Origin of the sequence: uncultured Methanobrevibacter sp. (assembly GCF_902771435.1) — an archaeon.
In the GTDB taxonomy this organism is placed as follows: Archaea; Methanobacteriota; Methanobacteria; order Methanobacteriales; family Methanobacteriaceae; genus Methanocatella.
Map to the genome: position 1 here is coordinate 1 of NZ_CACXXB010000028.1, position 17,145 is coordinate 17,145.

Annotated in this window: 20 protein-coding genes; 11 read left to right on the forward strand and 9 right to left on the reverse strand. The window is 33.8% G+C overall.

Going from position 1 to position 17,145, the window contains the following annotated elements; translation table 11 throughout:
* Positions 1–24: 24 nt before the first annotated feature.
* From QZU83_RS07940 to hmdC, 4 genes are all read right to left on the reverse strand, one after another.
* Entirely contained in the window at positions 25–1,071 is a 1,047-nt protein-coding gene (locus QZU83_RS07940; protein ID WP_295611083.1) for a Coenzyme F420 hydrogenase/dehydrogenase, beta subunit C-terminal domain, read from the reverse strand.
* 10 nt (positions 1,072–1,081) lie between these two features.
* Entirely contained in the window at positions 1,082–2,095 is a 1,014-nt protein-coding gene (locus QZU83_RS07945; RefSeq protein ID WP_295611085.1) for a molybdopterin-dependent oxidoreductase, read from the reverse strand.
* A gap of 17 nt (positions 2,096–2,112) precedes the next feature.
* On the reverse strand, positions 2,113–2,463 hold the full coding sequence (locus QZU83_RS07950) for a pilus assembly protein (RefSeq protein WP_295611087.1): 351 nt from the start codon (positions 2,461–2,463) through the stop codon (positions 2,113–2,115).
* Positions 2,464–2,924: 461 nt separating this feature from the next.
* Positions 2,925–4,421 (reverse strand): 5,10-methenyltetrahydromethanopterin hydrogenase cofactor biosynthesis protein HmdC, encoded by a 1,497-nt coding sequence (hmdC, locus tag QZU83_RS07955; RefSeq protein ID WP_295611089.1) that lies wholly within the window; start codon positions 4,419–4,421, stop codon positions 2,925–2,927.
* Between the two features lie 442 nt (positions 4,422–4,863).
* Between hmdC and hmd the strand changes: the two genes are divergently transcribed.
* The 7 genes from hmd to QZU83_RS07990 all read left to right on the forward strand — a co-directional run bounded on the left by hmd (position 4,864) and on the right by QZU83_RS07990 (position 10,222).
* Positions 4,864–5,877: a 5,10-methenyltetrahydromethanopterin hydrogenase gene (gene hmd / locus QZU83_RS07960; RefSeq protein ID WP_295611091.1), complete on the forward strand. Its 1,014-nt coding sequence runs from the start codon at positions 4,864–4,866 to the stop codon at positions 5,875–5,877.
* Positions 5,878–6,008: 131 nt separating this feature from the next.
* The gene (hmdB, locus tag QZU83_RS07965; RefSeq protein ID WP_295611092.1) at positions 6,009–7,007 is read left to right on the forward strand and encodes a 5,10-methenyltetrahydromethanopterin hydrogenase cofactor biosynthesis protein HmdB; all 999 of its coding nucleotides are present in this window, start codon (positions 6,009–6,011) and stop codon (positions 7,005–7,007) included.
* Between the two features lie 24 nt (positions 7,008–7,031).
* Positions 7,032–7,514 carry a DUF3236 domain-containing protein gene (locus QZU83_RS07970; RefSeq protein WP_295611094.1) on the forward strand — a complete coding sequence of 161 codons (483 nt, stop codon included), beginning with the start codon at positions 7,032–7,034 and terminating at the stop codon, positions 7,512–7,514.
* A gap of 3 nt (positions 7,515–7,517) precedes the next feature.
* A complete protein-coding gene (locus QZU83_RS07975; protein ID WP_295611095.1) occupies positions 7,518–8,303 on the forward strand; it encodes an SAM-dependent methyltransferase HcgC family protein in 786 nt (261 codons plus the stop codon).
* Positions 8,304–9,002, forward strand: coding sequence for a Nif3-like dinuclear metal center hexameric protein (locus QZU83_RS07980; protein ID WP_295611097.1), 699 nt, complete (start codon positions 8,304–8,306; stop codon positions 9,000–9,002).
* A gap of 4 nt (positions 9,003–9,006) precedes the next feature.
* A complete protein-coding gene (locus QZU83_RS07985) occupies positions 9,007–9,672 on the forward strand; it encodes a hypothetical protein (protein WP_295611099.1) in 666 nt (221 codons plus the stop codon).
* The gene (locus QZU83_RS07990) at positions 9,650–10,222 is read left to right on the forward strand and encodes a FeGP cofactor biosynthesis protein HcgF family protein (RefSeq protein WP_295611100.1); all 573 of its coding nucleotides are present in this window, start codon (positions 9,650–9,652) and stop codon (positions 10,220–10,222) included. Before QZU83_RS07985 ends, QZU83_RS07990 begins: the two co-directional genes overlap by 23 nt.
* An 11-nt stretch (positions 10,223–10,233) precedes the next feature.
* Here QZU83_RS07990 and QZU83_RS07995 read toward each other — a convergent pair whose 3' ends face one another.
* From QZU83_RS07995 to radB, 4 genes are read right to left on the reverse strand one after another with little or no spacing between them, the layout of a single operon-like run.
* Positions 10,234–10,611, reverse strand: a complete 378-nt coding sequence (locus QZU83_RS07995) for a putative zinc-binding protein (protein WP_295611102.1) — start codon at positions 10,609–10,611, stop codon at positions 10,234–10,236.
* On the reverse strand, positions 10,604–11,353 hold the full coding sequence (locus tag QZU83_RS08000; protein ID WP_295611104.1) for a DUF362 domain-containing protein: 750 nt from the start codon (positions 11,351–11,353) through the stop codon (positions 10,604–10,606). The genes QZU83_RS07995 and QZU83_RS08000 overlap by 8 nt, the downstream gene beginning before the upstream one ends.
* The gene (locus QZU83_RS08005; RefSeq protein ID WP_295611106.1) at positions 11,350–12,522 is read right to left on the reverse strand and encodes a pyridoxal phosphate-dependent aminotransferase; all 1,173 of its coding nucleotides are present in this window, start codon (positions 12,520–12,522) and stop codon (positions 11,350–11,352) included. Before QZU83_RS08005 ends, QZU83_RS08000 begins: the two co-directional genes overlap by 4 nt.
* 58 nt (positions 12,523–12,580) lie before the next feature.
* Positions 12,581–13,285, reverse strand: coding sequence for a DNA repair and recombination protein RadB (gene radB, locus QZU83_RS08010; protein WP_295611108.1), 705 nt, complete (start codon positions 13,283–13,285; stop codon positions 12,581–12,583).
* A gap of 93 nt (positions 13,286–13,378) precedes the next feature.
* On the opposite strand from radB, the gene QZU83_RS08015 reads away from it, so the two are divergent.
* Positions 13,379–14,332: a hypothetical protein gene (locus QZU83_RS08015; protein ID WP_295611110.1), complete on the forward strand. Its 954-nt coding sequence runs from the start codon at positions 13,379–13,381 to the stop codon at positions 14,330–14,332.
* A 102-nt stretch (positions 14,333–14,434) separates the two neighbouring features.
* Positions 14,435–15,304 carry a hypothetical protein gene (locus QZU83_RS08020; protein ID WP_295611112.1) on the forward strand — a complete coding sequence of 290 codons (870 nt, stop codon included), beginning with the start codon at positions 14,435–14,437 and terminating at the stop codon, positions 15,302–15,304.
* Between the two features lie 312 nt (positions 15,305–15,616).
* Here QZU83_RS08020 and QZU83_RS08025 read toward each other — a convergent pair whose 3' ends face one another.
* Complete coding sequence (locus QZU83_RS08025) at positions 15,617–16,198, reverse strand: L-threonylcarbamoyladenylate synthase (RefSeq protein ID WP_295611113.1); 582 nt, start codon at positions 16,196–16,198, stop codon at positions 15,617–15,619.
* 45 nt (positions 16,199–16,243) lie between these two features.
* Here QZU83_RS08025 and pgsA point away from each other — a divergent pair, with 45 nt between their 5' ends.
* On the forward strand, positions 16,244–16,810 hold the full coding sequence (gene pgsA, locus QZU83_RS08030; protein ID WP_295611115.1) for an archaetidylinositol phosphate synthase: 567 nt from the start codon (positions 16,244–16,246) through the stop codon (positions 16,808–16,810).
* On the forward strand, positions 16,807–17,049 hold the full coding sequence (locus QZU83_RS08035) for a DUF357 domain-containing protein (RefSeq protein WP_292740877.1): 243 nt from the start codon (positions 16,807–16,809) through the stop codon (positions 17,047–17,049). Before pgsA ends, QZU83_RS08035 begins: the two co-directional genes overlap by 4 nt.
* Positions 17,050–17,145 lie beyond the last annotated feature (96 nt).

Sequence of the window (17,145 nt, forward strand, 5' to 3'; positions counted from 1 at the left end):
AAATCATCAGACATCAAAATCACCTCATAATTCAGTTTTTTCTGGACTGTATAATGGAGGTTTAACACCATCTGAAACTCCAGCTACATAACCAGTTCTGTTAAAGTATTTTTTCTGCAATTTGTCAAATATTAATGAAACAGGAATATCCATCGGACATACATCGTCACACTGTCCACAGTCTACACAACTGAAACTCATATGTGACAGCCTTACACCCTGGAATGCAATTGGGCTAGGCGGAATGTTTTGCTCATCTTTGAAGAATGATTTGTTTAGCTCACAGTTTTCAAAGCACCAGCAGATAGGACAAACATCACGGCATGCATAACAGCTAATGCAACGGCTCCAGTCATCCATTTCACTGACTGTAGGATACATTGCATCCTGATTTTTCTTTGCCATTTTTATCATGATGCCTTCGACTTTTTTCCTTCCTTCGATTGCAGGATCAGCAGGGGATTTGGTTTCCAATATTCCTGCTTTTTTTGCACCGTCGATTAATTCTTGGCCTTTTTCATCGTTGATTTCTATGAATGTCCATCCGTCTTCTGCTCCCCAGTTTCCGCATGCGTCTTCTGAACCGTCTGCGAGTTCAATGATGAATTGTCCTTTGTCGATTTCTTCGCTTACAACATCATCGGGGTTAGCTTCGTAGAACAAGTCAATCATTTCCCTACCGCTAACCGGTGAAACAGTCCCTCCGCAGTTCAAACCAATCATATAAATATTGTCTTCGTTAATTTTGTGTCTGATTATAAGCTCTTCAACAGCCCTCATATCACATGGTTTAACTGTAAATGCTACTTTTTTATCAAAGAAGTATTTTTGAACAAGGTCACCAATCATAGTTGGAGCGCAATGATAAGACCCTGCAGTTTTCATTAAATCTTGTGAATCGGTGATAAAAACAGGCATAGCATCATACACATCATCCTGAGGACTTAATGCCAAAACACCATCAACCAATCCTTCGTCAAGCAAATATTTCAGAATACTGGTTACAGCACCCCCGCATTCACCTGCACTATGAATATCTGCATCTTGAGATTTTGCTAAAACATAACTCATATTATCCCCCCTATTTGTTTAACTCCCCGATAACTTCAATAATACTTAAATCATCAGATTCTATAACTTGATTGAAATTTTGTACGTCTCCCATTGCATTTACAAAAGATCCGTCTTGTTCCAACCATGATTTGACAGGAATAACAGTATCTGAGATTTTTGTAGTGCCGTTTTCACAACAGGCAAAACTGATAATTTTTGATATTTTACTGAAATCATAGTCAAATTCTTCTACAACATCATCATTGAAAACCAATAACACACCAGTGTTATCAAACAATTCAATCATTTCTTCACAGGATTTTGGATCCACAATACCTAAGGCGCCTTTTGTATTGGATTTGCTGAAAACAGGTAAAATTTTACAGTTTAATGAACCTAATTTATCCAAATCTTCGGCAACATCAACATAATTAAATACTACAACAGTTGAATCATCAATTTCGCCGGCGTATTTATCCAAAAATTCCTGAACTGATGAATCAGAGGTTTCATCTGCAATGTTGAAAGTAACTGCATTTTCATTTTTACTTAAAGCATATATTTTAGCGTCATTTTGTTTTGCATGGACAATTCTTCTTCCAATCAGAGGATTTTCATACAACAAGTCTCCGATAACAAGCACTTTTCCCGCATGTGCTACCTCATCATAGGAAGCAACGTCCCCATAATCTTTTAAATCATCGGCATAAAATCCAATATTGAAACCATTGGATTCGGCGAAATCTTTAATCGCTTCAACTTCTTCAATAGAATTATTTCCAGAACAAATTACAGTTACATCTGATGCATCACTAGATTTAATGTCTTTCAATGCATCTGCAATTGCATTATTCAAATCAAGAGATTCAAATTTGTTATTGTAACAATCAATAGAATTCCTTCCATTTGCACAATTTTTACCGGCATTGACCGGATGTCTTTTATATGGAAATGTTCCAATAATTCCTTCACCATCTAAAATCACGTTTATACCACAACCAACACTACATGATGGGCATAACGTGTGTTTAATTTCAAACATAACACATCACCAAATATCTAAAAAGCAGCGCCAAAATTAACAGTAGAACTAATTTCTTCTTTTATTAAATCATATTCTGTTTGCCTGGTTAATGAAATCATATTCATTAAAATAGTACAAGCATGATGGAAAATTAGTTGAGAATATTCATTATGATTAAATTCATCCAAATCTCCCAATATGACCAAACCTTCAAGTTTAAAATTTAAATTTAGATATTCAGCAGATTTTAAAACAATATCATAGTTTATATTCCTTTGATCAGTATTCATATACTCTACTGACCAATCAATATCCAAATTCAAATTTGCATTTTTAGGGTTGAAATCTTCACGAATCATCGCTATTTTTTCTACAGTTATCTCCACCGCTCTCTCTCCAATTATTTATTAATATTATCTGCGAATTATTAAAATTAACAAAATTAATTATTAATAACCTATACTGTAATTAATAGTAATAAACATATAAATGTTATTAAAGTATTACTCTTAGATTCAGAGGTATTTTAACATTTTAATGATTTATAACATGATTAATTAATAAATAGACTTAATGAATTAGAAATAAGAAAAAATACGACTTTAGAATAGTTATTTGAAAAAAATTAATAATAATGAAAATTTATTAAATTCATTTAAAATAAAAAATAACCTTTATTCATACCCCGTCATTCAAATTATGCCAAATTAAAAAATAATATTTAATAAAACACGCTTAAATTAATTTAACAATGAAAAATATAGAAAAAATAATAAAATAAAAAAAGTAATACTAATTATAAAATTAATACTACTTTAAAACATATTTTTTTATAAAAAAGTATTAACTAAACTATCGTCAATGCATTGGGCACCTTTTTCAAAACATTTTCCTTTACAGGAATCATTGTAGATGAGGCAATAGAAAAGTCAGCACTTTTAGCTGCAACCTTATCATCACTTTCAGCAATGATTGTGGCATTTAAAGCATTCTGCAAGTTATCTACAGAATTTTTCAACACCCATTCATCAACATCAGAGATAATGATTTCATCGACATATCTATCAAGTTCATTAGCAATTACCCAAGAAACAAACCTTCCCCCATGTAAAGATATGGTATTTCCATCAGCCAATGAAACGATTTCATCCAAAGTATGCTTCAGTTCAATATTTTGATACATTCTGGAATTAACCAGTGTTGCCCAATGTGCATCACCAACATGATAATCACCGATTTTTCTTGGATACACATAATCCGGACCAGCAATTTTAACAGCAGTTGCCAGAGCTAGCAAATCATGTTTTTGTGCTGGGAGGCCCCTGTTTGGAAACTCTTCATTGATTATTTGAATTATTCTTGGAAGTCCGAACTTTCCACGTCTGGCAGTTCCAGGCTCATATCCGCACATATATCCGTGATGGTTTTTAGGAAAACCTGTAATTACCATATTTAAACCTGTTCTCAAACCTGCCCTTACCTCATGTTCATAAGCACCATTGGTTGCAACCACTTTTCCGGGAGACAATATCCTTGCAGCCGCAATTGTTTTTGCAAATGATTCTGTAGTGTTCTCACACCTGTTAAAAGGACCTCCTTCCACTACAATAACATCTGCACCAATTTCAATGGACTTTTCAAATCCAGTTATGACCTCATCATAACCATCTCCCACGAACATGATGGACTCCAAACCTCTTCCATATTTTTTAGCGAGGTTAGCAATATCTTCAGCTTCCCTTAAAGGTGCAGCATGACCGTCACCTGTCTGTTCACAGGTAACATTAACAGCAACAGATGATGATAGCTTAACCCATTCCTCCTTATCGTCTTTTTGTTCCAATTCCTTATCAATCAGACGTTCATGAATTCTTCCGCGCGGACATTCAGTGAATGCAGGACCCTTATTATAACATTCACCTCCGCATCCGCTGATATTTTTTGGAAGTCTCATTGCACCGTTTTCACCGAAATGATCCAAATCAAGGGGAACATCAACGACTTCATGAACTTTTTTCATTACTTCAAGTCCAGTCATCCCAAATTTTTCCCCAATGTCTGAAAAAGCATAAGCACAAATATGAATTGGAGCACCAATCATATCTGATAAACGGCAATTTCCCAGCAAATCCATCAATTCCAAATCGGATGCACATGTTCCAGCAACAACTTCAGTCAAGTCACAGCCTAAAGGAAATCTTTTAAATTGCATCCCAAGCTTCATGGTCTCTTCCAATGAAAGTTCTGAAATTGCATCAACAACAGATGTCACATCCTTGTCCATTTTTGAAATTTCGATTGCCGCCTCATCATCATGAACTGCATTTTTAATCAAATCATACATAAAAATTCTCCAAATTTAAGTTTAACTAATATATTTTTCAGTAAAATCTTGGATAAATATGTTTCGTTTTAGGTATGCCTAAATCAAGTTTATATAAATTATATTCACTGATAAAAAGTATTACTAATTTATATGATTATAAAAAAATAGTATTACCGTTATTACTAAAAAAGAAAAAATCATAGGAAAAATAATACTAAATAAAGCCCAATGTAAAGATTTAAATAATATTACAATTTAAATAAAATATATTACTACATGGCATAAACTACCATAATTATTTAATAATAGCAATTTTAGACATATTTGCCATGTAGTAAAACTTTTTTAAATTTATCAAAATTTAAAAAAAAGTTATATTAAATAATATGGAGACTAAAAAATGGTTCTTTCTAAATTAAAAGAAAGATTCAAACAACATGATAGTAAAGGAGACAAAAAAATGAAAGTAGCAATTTTAGGTGCAGGATGTTACAGAACACATGCTGCAAGTGGAATTACCAACTTCTCAAGAGCTTGTGAAGTTGCAGAAGCAACCGGAAAAGAAAACATTTCTATGACCCACTCCACCATTGAAATGGGTGCAGAATTATTAGAATTAGCTGGCGTAGATGAAGTAGTCGTATCCGACCCAATTTTTGACGGAGACTTTGTAGTAGTAGATGACTTTGATTACGCAGAAGTAATTGCAGCACACAAAGCAGGAAATCCTGAAGAAGTAATGCCTGCTATCAGAGCAAAAGTTAACGAATTAGCAGAAACTGTACCAAAACCTGCAAAAGGTGCTATTCACTTTACACACCCAGAAGATTTAGGTATGAAATGTATTAACGATGATTCAGAAGCAGTAGCAGACGCTGACTGGGTTATGACCTGGTTACCTGAAGGAGGTATGCAACCTGACATCATCAAAAACTTCGCTGATGACATTAAAGACGGTGCAATCGTAACCCACGCATGTACCATCCCAACTCCTGGATTAAATAAAATCTTCGAAGACTTAGGTAAAAATGTAAACGTAGCTTCCTACCACCCAGGTGCTGTACCTGAAATGAAAGGACAAGTATACATTGCTGAAGGTTTCGCTGACCAAGCTGCTATCGATACATTAATGGACTTAGGTCAAAAAGCAAGAGGATCCGCTTTCACATTACCAGCAAACATGGTGGGTCCTGTATGTGACATGTGTTCCGCAGTAACCGCAATTACCTACGCAGGTATCTTAGCTTACAGAGACACTGTAACTCAAATTTTAGGTGCTCCTGCTGGATTTGCACAAATGATGGCTAACGAAGCTTTAACTAACGTAACCGCATTAATGCAAGATGAAGGTATCGACAAAATGGACGATGCTTTAAACCCTGCTGCATTATTAGGTACTGCTGACTCAATGAACTTCGGTTCCTTAGCAGAAATCGTACCTACCGTATTAGATTACTTAGGAAAAAACGAATAAACACAATAAGTTACAATTGTTGATTCTTATCAACAATTTTTTTAACTTATTTTTTAATTGTTATGCAAATAGCCATTAAAAAATAAGTTAATTTTATATTAAAGATAAAAAAATTAAAATCTGGTGTTAAATTGATTGATGAAATATTAAATAAAGCAAAACAAGGACAAGAATTAAGTGATGAGGAATTTTTAGAATTGTTGAATATCGACAATGATGAGGATTTGGAAAAATTGTTCAAGATAGCTTGCGGTATAAGAGACAATCAATCAAAAGTAATCAAATTAACATCAACAGTCCATCTTACCAACAAATGTCAAATTCAACCTAGATGCGAATATTGCGGGTTTGCAGAAGAAACTTCAGAAAAAGGATATTACAATGCATTTTACAAATCCAATGAAGAGATATTAAAGGCTGTGAAATCTATTCAGGAAGCACATATTCCCCGCGTAAGCTGTTCTGGAGGATATGGTTACAAGGGAAAACAGGCAGTTAATGCCTGCAGAATTGTAAAAGGACAATCTGATTTGGAAATTCTTGTAAATGTCGGAGGTGACCTGACTGAAAAATCAGTACAGGAATTGGCCGAACTGGGTGCAGATACAATTTGCTGCAATCTGGAAACAATAAATGAAGACATATTCTATCAAAGAAAACCTGGAGACTCACTAGATCAAAGAATACTAACCTGTAAAAGAGTAAGTGAAGCGGGAGTCGGTTTATCATCAGGTTTGCTTTTAGGCCTTGGTGAAAGTAAAGAAGATAGAATAAAACATTTACGCTACTTATCTAACTTTGAAACCTTAGAAGAAATTCCAATAATGGGATTCAACCCTTATGAAGGAACTCCAATGGAAGATTGGCCTCCCTTCCCATTAAAAGAACAGCTAAAAATGGTTGCCATTACTAGAATAATGTATCCTGAAATCACCATTACAATGCCAACTCCAACAGTGGGTCCTGAAAATGTGGAATTCTCACTTAAAGCGGGTGCCAATAACTTAGCAACAGTAATAGCTGACAATTACCCTCATGAAGTCAAAGGAGTAGGTTCTCCAGAATATGGTAATTATACTGAAGTTGTCAATGTTATTGAGAAATTGGATTTGATACCTCAAACTATTTAATATCTTTTTTTGAGATATGATAATATGGCATTTGAAAAGATGATAAAAAATGCATTTGAAGAATCTGAGAATAATTGCAGATTCGGAGACACTCTTGAAGAGATTGCTGAAATTCAGGTGTATATTAAAAATGCAAAAAAAATATACATACCTAATAAAAATGGAATTAAAGTCGAAGTTTTAAATGAAGTTTTAAAGGAATATGGTCTTCCTGAAGCAAAAATACTTCAAATAAACACCAATACTGCAGACACCAGCAGAATTCCCGCACTGGCAAAGGCTTACATAGCACTTGACCAAAGTGATGCTGATTTAATAATAGCAAGAGGACGTTTGGGAATTCCCGGTTCCGGATCATTACTTATTTTTATTGACAATAAAGGAAGAATACTGACTGCGGGAACTTCCCCTTCACATGCAATCCATAAAAAATCAATTGAAGAGGCAGTTTATAAAGAAGCATGTGAAGCTCTTGAAAAAATTGGTTTTGAAAAAATAGAAGGTTAAACAATGAATATCGATACCGGAATAACCCCTGAGGTATTTACAATTAAATCTGAAACTAAATTGATTGACATATTTAATGAAATTATTTCAAAAAAATCAGATGCCGTTTTTGAATATATCGAAAGTCTAAATATTGGCATCAACACCAAAATAGTTGTTATAGGCACCTATTTTACAGGTGTTGGAATAGTTAAAAAATTAAGCCAAAAATATGAAAACATTTTACTGATTGACATTTATCCTCATCTTGAAAAATTATTATATACGAATTTGGGAGGGAATTTGAAAAATAATATTGAATTTTCATCTGACCTTGATTTAATATATTCCGGAGATATTGTTATAGATACAACCGGTTTTGGAGGCATTACTGTTGAACAATCCTCAAAATTTGATGTGAATACATTCATAATAGAAGATCCAGTAGCTGAAGATAACGATGAACTTTTAAAAAATAAAAATAATATCCATGAAAGATTAAATGCAGTTAAATCCCCAAATAAATCCATTATAAAAACCAAAGGAATAAATACAAAAACTTCCGGAACCATGACATTAACAATTGGTGTTCTAACAAACTTAATAAAGAAATTTCTTGAGAAGGATGGAGTGCTTTATTGTGCTTGCGAGATGGGATTTTTTGAAGAAGTTATTTTTAAAGAAAAAGATATTGAAAAGTTTATGAAACTAACTAATGTAAATGCTTTTAAAGTGTCAACAATTAATCCTTTCAATTTGGATGAATTAATTATTGAAGAGATAAGCAAAATAGAGTCAAGAATGATTTAAATGAAGCTAAAGGAAATAATTGAATTTTTAGATGAAAAAATACCTAAATCATTAGCTCTGGAGTCTGATGAGGTAGGATTTAAAAAAGATTATGATTTAAATCAAGATATCAATGAAATTAAGATTTATATGGATTTACTGCCCGAAGATGATTTGACTTATGAGAATACGCTGATTATCACCCATCATCATCCTTTATTTATTCCAAAAACTCCAACTTATACCATACATTCGAATTGGGACATAATAGATGGAGGGGCAAATGAGGCATTAGCAGATATCTTGAATCTAAAAGTCATTGATTATTTCGATGATTCAACAAAAATTGGGAGGATTTGTAAATCAAATCAAACATTTATTGAATTAAAAAGGACTATTCTAGACAATTTTAGAAATGCAAGAATTGTTAATAATTTAGATGATGAAAAAATTATTAAAAATATTGGAGTCATATCCGGTTTTGGACTTAAAAATCCGGAATTCATCAAATTGGCAAAAAATAAAGATTTGGATATTTTAATTTCTGGGGATTTGACCCAACAAACTGCAATCCTTGCTAAAAACTTAGAAATAACAGTAATAGACTTGAATCATCATGAAAGTGAAGTTCCCGGATTATATGCTCTTAAAGACACTCTAAGTGAACTTAACATAAACATGAAAGTAATAAACAAAAAACCAATAGAACAATTAAAGTGATATTATGACAGATGAAATTCAAAAAATGGAAGACAGACAGATCCCTAAAGGAAGAATTGATTTAATAGGATGCGGAAGATTAGGTTTAAGAATAGCTATAAACTTAATGCAGGTCCACAGGGGAGGGCCTAAGATTATAGGTGCATTTGATGGGCAAAAAATTGACGGTGGAGATGTGATATTTACACTTTATGGAGCGGAAATAGGTCAAAACAAACCCGACTTTATAAAACAGCTATGCACCCACAGAGAAGAATTTAGAAATATTATTAGCTATCCGCAATACATTGACGATGACAATATTGATTTAATTGAAGGTGATGTAGTGATTATTGTTATTGCTGGAGGAAATACAATCCCTACCGCAGCAAAAATAATAAAACATACCAAAAAAAGAGGAGCCAAAACTATTGGAACCGCAGGAATATTCGGATTTGGAAATGAAAATATTGAAATTAAAGATATTTCAGAGTATGATGAATCCAATCCTGCTGTTGAAGAGCTAAGAAAACAGGGAATACTGGAAAATCACCTAGTTTTAACAACAAATAAATTAATTAGAGATAAAGAACCCGTAACACCTTATACTTTAGATGAAGTCGCAAAAATCATTACAATGAATGCTTTAAAATTATTGAGAGATCAAAATGATAAAAATAGCAACAGCTGAATGTTTTACTCATGGAAAGATTGGAAGAGAACTGCACGCTCTGGCCCAAGGTTATGAAGGCAACTTCGGAAGAGAATATATCAAAAACCTAAGGAGTTATGGCAATTTTGATTATGATAATATCAGTGTAACTTGCAGTTTATTTATTCCAACAATAGAAGCTGTTGTAAAAATTTTAAATGTAAAAAATCCTCCTAAGCCGAAAGAATTAATTAAAGGCATCAAGGTTTATGATGAAACTGGAGATAAAGCCGTGAGTAAAATTATGGCACAGGCCATAAAAAACTTGAGTGATTGTGATATCGCTATCGGCACTACTGCAGGAATTGGACGTGGCGGAATTTGCATAATAACCGACAAATATATAATTGCAACAACCAGTGATGTTTATTCTGATTTACGTGAAAACAACAGTGAAGAGTTATTTAAAAGATCAGAAAACGGAATAAAAAAAGCATTAGAAATTGTATTATTGCTTTTAAACAACGATATTGATGGAATATCCTCATTAAATAATGTAGAAATTAAAAAAAATGAGAATATGGATTAGTATTCTCAAATCTAAATATTTTCAAGTTCTTTTAAGATATATTTTTTTAAAACATCAACAGCCTTTTCACCGTCTTCGTCCAGCCTTACGGCATCCAACGGATTTAAATCATAGGTTTTAACGACTGCATCTGCAGAAATATTCATTATTGGATCAATATCCTTTTCTTTTAGGATTACTGATGCACAGTCATCACTGCAGCCTGTTATTGTAACTATTTTTGCATCGTCTAAAATTGGTGAACAGTTATTAGGCTGTGCAGAATATTCAGTGATGCATGCTGCAACAATATTGTCATTTTCCAAAGCCAGCTCTACACTGGCTGCTCGAACTACCAAACCCAGCGGACTCAATCCGCTGCATGAAACCAAAGCTATTTTATCAGACATTTTCAGACCTCTTTTTCATTCTATCATATCGTTTTTTAACTTTATCATAACCTCTTTTAAAGAAAGGGCATTTTAATATGCACTCATTGCACCCTTCCCTGTGAGCAGTACAGACTTTTCTTAAAAGCTTTTCATTCTCATCAAAGGCATCCTTTGGACACCTATCAATGCATACTCCACATGTTGAACAGAAATCCGGAACCCAGAGCATGTCATTTTCTGTTTTGAAAGGCAAATTCTCAATTGATGTGTGAATCATGAAAAAGCTATTGTGCAATCCATCCTTAAAATAGCACATGTTGCTTCTTGTAATAACGCAATCATTGGACTGCATTGCAATTGCCCTCAAACTTAAATTATCATCCAATGGATGTATCAAATCTGCCTTAAATCCGTTTTCCCTTAAAAAATCGGCAAATTCATAAACGTGAATTCCATATTCCTGAAATTCCTTATCCATTAATTTCCCCTTCTCCCGTGAAGGTTCCATATTAATTAAATCAACACCCATTAAAAATTTAAAAATAAGTACATTGTCGATTTCAATGTTTAAATCTTTTTTAAAGTCATCGGACAGTTTGGAATAGCTTATTCCAGTAAAATCATACTTTTTGGCCAAATCGTCTAATTCAGCCAGCAAATCATCTGAAATTTCGGTTTTAGGATTTTCAGGATTTTCAATCTTATAAAAATTAGGAATGGGTTTATGATATCTAAACCCCTTAAAATCTACATCAATCATTTTCTTAAAGCTTCAACAGCTTTTGGGAACTCCTCACAGAATACCTTAATCTGCTCTGTTGGAATTGAGAAACTAATACGCAGGTATCTGTGTCCAAATTCTTCAGATGTGTATTCTCCTTCTCTTGTGAAGAGTTTCTTTTCAATCAAATAGTTTGACATGTCTTTTGGATCGATTCCCGCTCCTGACAAATCGACTGCCATCATATTGGCGTCTGACGGATAAACCGGCAGGAATACTCCATCGACAGTATCAACCATTTCCTTGATTAACCTTTGATTTTCAAAGCATGTTTCACGTATTCTGTCATACCATTCAGGTTTTGATTTAAGACCTGCAATGGCACCATACTGTGAGATGATATTTACTCCCAAATCATTGACAACAGCATTTTTAATAGCGTCAACAATCGGTTTGGATGAAACCACCGCACCAATCCTCAATCCGGCCATTCCAAATATTTTTGAAAAGCTGTAAATTGTTAATGTTTGACCGGGAGCATAGTTTTCTACAAGGAAATGTTCACGTGCAAAGTCTTTGTAAGTTATATCATGCAATAAGTACAAATCATTTTCCTTAGCAATTTCAGCAAACTCCTTTAATTCGTCTTCTGTGTATGAGGAACCGAGTGGGTTTAACGGATCTATCAGAATAACCATACGTGTATTTTCATCCATATTTTCACGTAAAAGGTCCGGAGTCAACTTATAGTCATTTTCAGGATAATAAATAGGAACGTATCTGACTTCACCGGCAAATCTGTTTGCAAAATCTCCAATGATAAAGTATCCCGGATCTGATAGAATCACATTGTCTTCAGGTTCCAGAAGAGCCTGCATACATAAATATAAAGATTCTGTTGCGCCTGATGTCAACAGTACCTCAAAACCTTCCAAATCCAAATCATCTAAAATCAATTGTTTAAGTTCGCTGAATCCTTCAGGGGCAGGATATCTACAGAAGGTTTTTTCATGAATGGCATCAATCATGGCATCCGCTATTGTATCGTCGTGTAAATGATTTGTATTTTGACCCATCCAAATCATGTCTTTATCCATATACATGTCCTCGAAAAAGTCATTTGCATTGTCATAACCTTTTGGAGGCACCCGTTCAGTTTTTTTGAATTTTTTTCTTGGGTTTTTAATATCGAAATCCTTTTCCCTCATAATATCACTCAAACAATTCCAAAATAAATATATATTTTTAATTATTAATAAAATTATCCTAAATTATTCCTCTTGAAGTAATGGCAAACACTGCCTGATTGCCTTCAGGAATGCTTCTGTGGCGTTTCAATGTGGCAACACGTCGGTTTATCTCGTCCCCACGTTCCAGCTGGATAATAACCTTGCTCCAATATTGCAGGATTGTTCCGCCCACTGCACGGATATCGTTATTGCCTTCATCATCAAATGCGTTGTAAATCTGATTTGTCAATACGACAGCAATATCATAGACCCTTGCAATCTTGGATAAAATTCCCATCTGCTTACCCAATTCCTTATTTAATTTGGATGACTTCATGTCATCGACACGGTAAAGTGCAACAGCAGAATCTAAGACAAGCAAATCCACATCATCATGATTTTTTCTAAGCCACACTTCAATTGCTTTTAAAGTATCATTTTGCTCTAAAAAGTTAGTCGGTTCAAAAACTATTATATTATTAGCCACTCTTGGAAAATCAGGACCTGCAATCTGTTTAATACGGTCAATGGAAATTCCACCTTCGGTATCAATATATATTACTTTTTTACCATTTTTAGCTACGTTAACAGCCAAAGTTAAAGTAATGTTACTTTTGCCTGAACTGGGAGGGCCGAATATCTGGGTTATAACACCCTTTTCAAAACCTCCTCCCAAAAGGGCATCCAAAGAGGAATTGGAAGAAATTTTCTGATTATCTTCAAAATTAGCTAATACTTTCATAAGATAATATTGACTTTTATATAATATATAATTTAACAAAATTTTAAATAGTATTTAAATTAGATTACCAAATAACTAACAGGAGCTTTTAATATGGACAAAAATACAATCATACCCTTAATTGTTTTGATATTTTTGATAAGTTGTTTAGGCATTGTTTCAGCCGGCAACAACACTACAGACAATTTAACAGTTGAAGATGTCGCAGACAATCTGACCAGTTATATAATTCCAAGCCAGATTACGGATAACGGAATTGAATTCAGCGACGGATTTACAGGATTTTGCATAGACTCTTCAAAAAACATTGCGAACATGGACAGCAAATTCACATCACAAAACACAGCAAATGACGGAATTCAAAACCACGTCAAGTTGGCGATTATAGAATGCTACAAGTCAGGAAAGGAAAGCAATATCAAAAACGTGATTGACCAACTCGTTAACGGAAATAAGAATTATGATATTGTTTCATCTGTACTGAATTCGGAAGAAAACATTGGCGATACAGCAACAGTTAACATTAACAACACTACTGAAGCCACATTTACATTCGAACTTTTAAAACCGGCAGATGAGAGCCAATCCGAATGTTTGGCATATAAAGTATCATTTGAGACTATCGAAAGCAATGATACATTAACTGCAGGCAGCAATGAAACCAATACCTCAGAAAATGCAACCCAAAACAACATTTCAAAAAATACAACAGATTTGACTAATAATACTGCTGCCGAACAGAATAATGATTCAATGAAAGAAAATGCAACCGTTAATGACACAAAAATGCCAAATGAAAATCAGACAGCAAAAAATGAAACAAACAAAACCGAAAACAACGAGACAGATATCGTTATTGATAATGAAACCAACATTACAATAATCCATCAGAACAACACCAAAATCATCAATAAAACAAATGATGTGCCACAAAATGCACCTATTCAAAATACCCTTATGAGAACACTTGGAAATCCGATATTCCTATTGGCAATTGTCATAATTATTGTTGCAGTAGTTGCTGTTGCAATACGCAGAAAAGATTAAATTTAATATTTTCTTTTCTTTTTTTAGTGAGTGTTTGGTTACTTTAACTTTATATACTGCCTCGAACAACACCAATAATACAAAATATTCGAGGTGAAAATTTTGAGAAGAAAAATACTCACAATACTAACCGTATTACTAATTGCAACATCAGGTTTGAATTTTGTTTCAGCACAAAATGAACTTGATGACATTTTAATTAGAGAAAGCGAAGAAGAGATTAGTGAAAGCAGACAAATCAGACAACAAGAAACCTCTGAAGATGACCAAAACATGCAAAATCAAAGAAATTCAAGTGAAAATAGAATTGGAGAAGAAGTAAAAGCACTTGAAAGCGGATACAGAAACGTGTCTTTTGATGACGGATACAACGGCTATTGTGTTAACCATAACTTACAATCAACCAGCAGAGGAGAAAAATTCACTGTAGAAAATACCACTAACATTATCAGTTCAAGATACGGCGAATCTGTTGGAAATTACCTGAAAATATTATTTGTAGACCATTACAATTATACAATGAACCCTACAACTGACCTTTCACAAGTCATTTGGACTTTTACCGATTACGATTATAAAAACAGCAACAATGCAATAATTAAAGCCATATTGGAAAGTGCCGCAAATGGAAGGATAATCCCCGATCATGGAGCAGTTGCAAAGATAAATAATACAACCGAAGCAATATTTGATTTTGAATTATTGAATTCACAATACGGCAGAACCCAAAACTTTTTCGGATACAAAATTAACTATCGCACAATCGAAATTCCTGAAGACGGACCTTTAGGATCAACTCCCGACAATAATACTGAAATAGAAAACAACACAACACCAGAAAACAACACAGAACAAATCCCACAAAACAACACAACACCAGAAAACAACACAGAACAAATCCCACAAAACAACACAACACCAGAAAACAACACAGAACAAATCCCACAAAACAACACAACAACACAACAATAGAAAACAACACAGAACAAATCCCACAAAACAACACAACAATAGAAAACAACACAGAACAAATCCCACAAAACAACACAACAATAGAAAACAATACAACACCAGAAAGCAATGAAACAAAGGAAAAACAAGAAAATAACACAATCATTTCAAAAACTGATGAAAATAAAACCCCAACTATAACTCAAAACAAAATTAAAGAAAATAATCTGTTAAAACATGCCACCGGAAATGGATTAAGCATTATTGGAATCCTGATTTTGATTATAGGATTTATTTTAATAGCTAAATATTCAAGAGATTAATTCTAATCTCTTATTTTCTTATTATTCTGGGATTTCTACCTGATAAATCCACTATTTTTGATGCATGATTTGATTTAAGCTCACCGACATCAATAACCATGTCTACATCACAACCCAACTGGTCTAAAATTTCATTTGGACAGGACAAAACCTCTTCATCTGAAACGTTTGCACTGGTTGTTGTTATTGGAAAAATACTTGCCAATCTGCATGCAATTTCATTATCCGGAACCCTAACACCAACATATTTGGACCCGCTGGTAACGACCCTAGGAACTATTTTCCTTTTATCCAGAATAAACGTATAAGGGCCGGGAAGATGGGAATTGATTGCCTCCTTTTGGGCAGTGGATACCTTTGCAACCAAATCAATGGCTTTTACATCAGAAACTAGAATTGACAGCGGCTTTAATAAATTCCTTTGCTTTATCTCAAAAACTTTTCTGACCGCTTTTGAATCGAATATGTTGGCACCCAAACCATAAACAGTATCAGTCGGATATAATACAATACCTCCATTGGCCAACACATTTATCGCTTCGTTAATGATTTTTTCATCAAATTTATCAACACTAGTTTTTAGAATTTTCATTTTTCTTACCTAACAATTATATTATATAAAAATTTATATATAATTATGCTTCAATCTCTAAGACCACTTTTAACAAAAATATTGAACCCGGTCGCTAAAAACTTGAATATCAACCCAAATATCGTTACAGTAATATCTCCATTTATAGCAGTGATTGCAGCTTACGGATTTGCAAATCATATGTTAATATTGGGAATGATAGCCATTTTAGCATCAGGATTTTTGGATGTTGTTGACGGTGCAGTAGCCAGATATCATAATCGTTCATCACCTTTTGGAGCGTTTTTGGACTCTACAATGGACAGGTTTGCAGATGCAATAATCTACATCGGAATCATATTCGGAGGATACTGTGACTGGTTTGTCGGCGTTCTCGCAATCCACTCTGCAATTTGCGTTAGCTATGTAAGGGCAAGAGCAGAATCCCAGGGAGCAGAATGCAATATTGGAATAGCAGAACGTGCCGTTCGTATGATTATACTAATGATTGGAGCAATAATCGGATATTTCGCAGGAGATATCTACTTTACATACATCATTTACCTATTAGTAATCCTATCATACTTTACAGTAGCTCAAAGAATAGTATATGTTTGGAGGCAATTAAAATGAGCGAATTGGAAAGCCCGGAAAAAATAGCAAAGGACATTGCAAAATTAGAGAGGAACTTGAATCAGGTAGCAGACATTACCTTTGAAGGAAAGGAAAAAGAGGTATATGATAGAGCTATTGATTACTGGAACGATTCAAAGTATTACTTGGAAAAAGAAGATATGAGGACTGCATTCGGTTGTATAGAATACAGTCATGGTCTTTTGGATGCATTAAGGATGATTCATGGAATCATCTAATTTAACCCTTCGACTCTTTTTATTTCAATATGCATCTAAATCTGATTGATAATCGGTATTCTGAATAACTTTGAATTTGCCATATCTTTTTTTGCA

What these genes read in the sequence shown, in the direction of transcription:
- QZU83_RS07940 (WP_295611083.1), bottom strand. Translation starts at nt 1,071, where the DNA reads ATGAGTTATGTTTTAGCAAAATCTCAAGATGCAGATATTCATAGTGCA.
- QZU83_RS07945 (WP_295611085.1), bottom strand. Translation starts at nt 2,095, where the DNA reads ATGTTTGAAATTAAACACACGTTATGCCCATCATGTAGTGTTGGTTGT.
- hmdC (WP_295611089.1), bottom strand. Translation starts at nt 4,421, where the DNA reads ATGTATGATTTGATTAAAAATGCAGTTCATGATGATGAGGCGGCAATC.
- hmd (WP_295611091.1), top strand. Translation starts at nt 4,864, where the DNA reads ATGAAAGTAGCAATTTTAGGTGCAGGATGTTACAGAACACATGCTGCA.
- QZU83_RS07970 (WP_295611094.1), top strand. Translation starts at nt 7,032, where the DNA reads ATGGCATTTGAAAAGATGATAAAAAATGCATTTGAAGAATCTGAGAAT.
- QZU83_RS07975 (WP_295611095.1), top strand. Translation starts at nt 7,518, where the DNA reads ATGAATATCGATACCGGAATAACCCCTGAGGTATTTACAATTAAATCT.
- QZU83_RS07980 (WP_295611097.1), top strand. Translation starts at nt 8,304, where the DNA reads ATGAAGCTAAAGGAAATAATTGAATTTTTAGATGAAAAAATACCTAAA.
- QZU83_RS07985 (WP_295611099.1), top strand. Translation starts at nt 9,007, where the DNA reads ATGACAGATGAAATTCAAAAAATGGAAGACAGACAGATCCCTAAAGGA.
- QZU83_RS07990 (WP_295611100.1), top strand. Translation starts at nt 9,650, where the DNA reads ATGATAAAAATAGCAACAGCTGAATGTTTTACTCATGGAAAGATTGGA.
- QZU83_RS07995 (WP_295611102.1), bottom strand. Translation starts at nt 10,611, where the DNA reads ATGTCTGATAAAATAGCTTTGGTTTCATGCAGCGGATTGAGTCCGCTG.
- QZU83_RS08000 (WP_295611104.1), bottom strand. Translation starts at nt 11,353, where the DNA reads ATGATTGATGTAGATTTTAAGGGGTTTAGATATCATAAACCCATTCCT.
- QZU83_RS08005 (WP_295611106.1), bottom strand. Translation starts at nt 12,522, where the DNA reads ATGAGGGAAAAGGATTTCGATATTAAAAACCCAAGAAAAAAATTCAAA.
- radB (WP_295611108.1), bottom strand. Translation starts at nt 13,285, where the DNA reads ATGAAAGTATTAGCTAATTTTGAAGATAATCAGAAAATTTCTTCCAAT.
- QZU83_RS08015 (WP_295611110.1), top strand. Translation starts at nt 13,379, where the DNA reads ATGGACAAAAATACAATCATACCCTTAATTGTTTTGATATTTTTGATA.
- QZU83_RS08025 (WP_295611113.1), bottom strand. Translation starts at nt 16,198, where the DNA reads ATGAAAATTCTAAAAACTAGTGTTGATAAATTTGATGAAAAAATCATT.
- pgsA (WP_295611115.1), top strand. Translation starts at nt 16,244, where the DNA reads ATGCTTCAATCTCTAAGACCACTTTTAACAAAAATATTGAACCCGGTC.
- QZU83_RS08035 (WP_292740877.1), top strand. Translation starts at nt 16,807, where the DNA reads ATGAGCGAATTGGAAAGCCCGGAAAAAATAGCAAAGGACATTGCAAAA.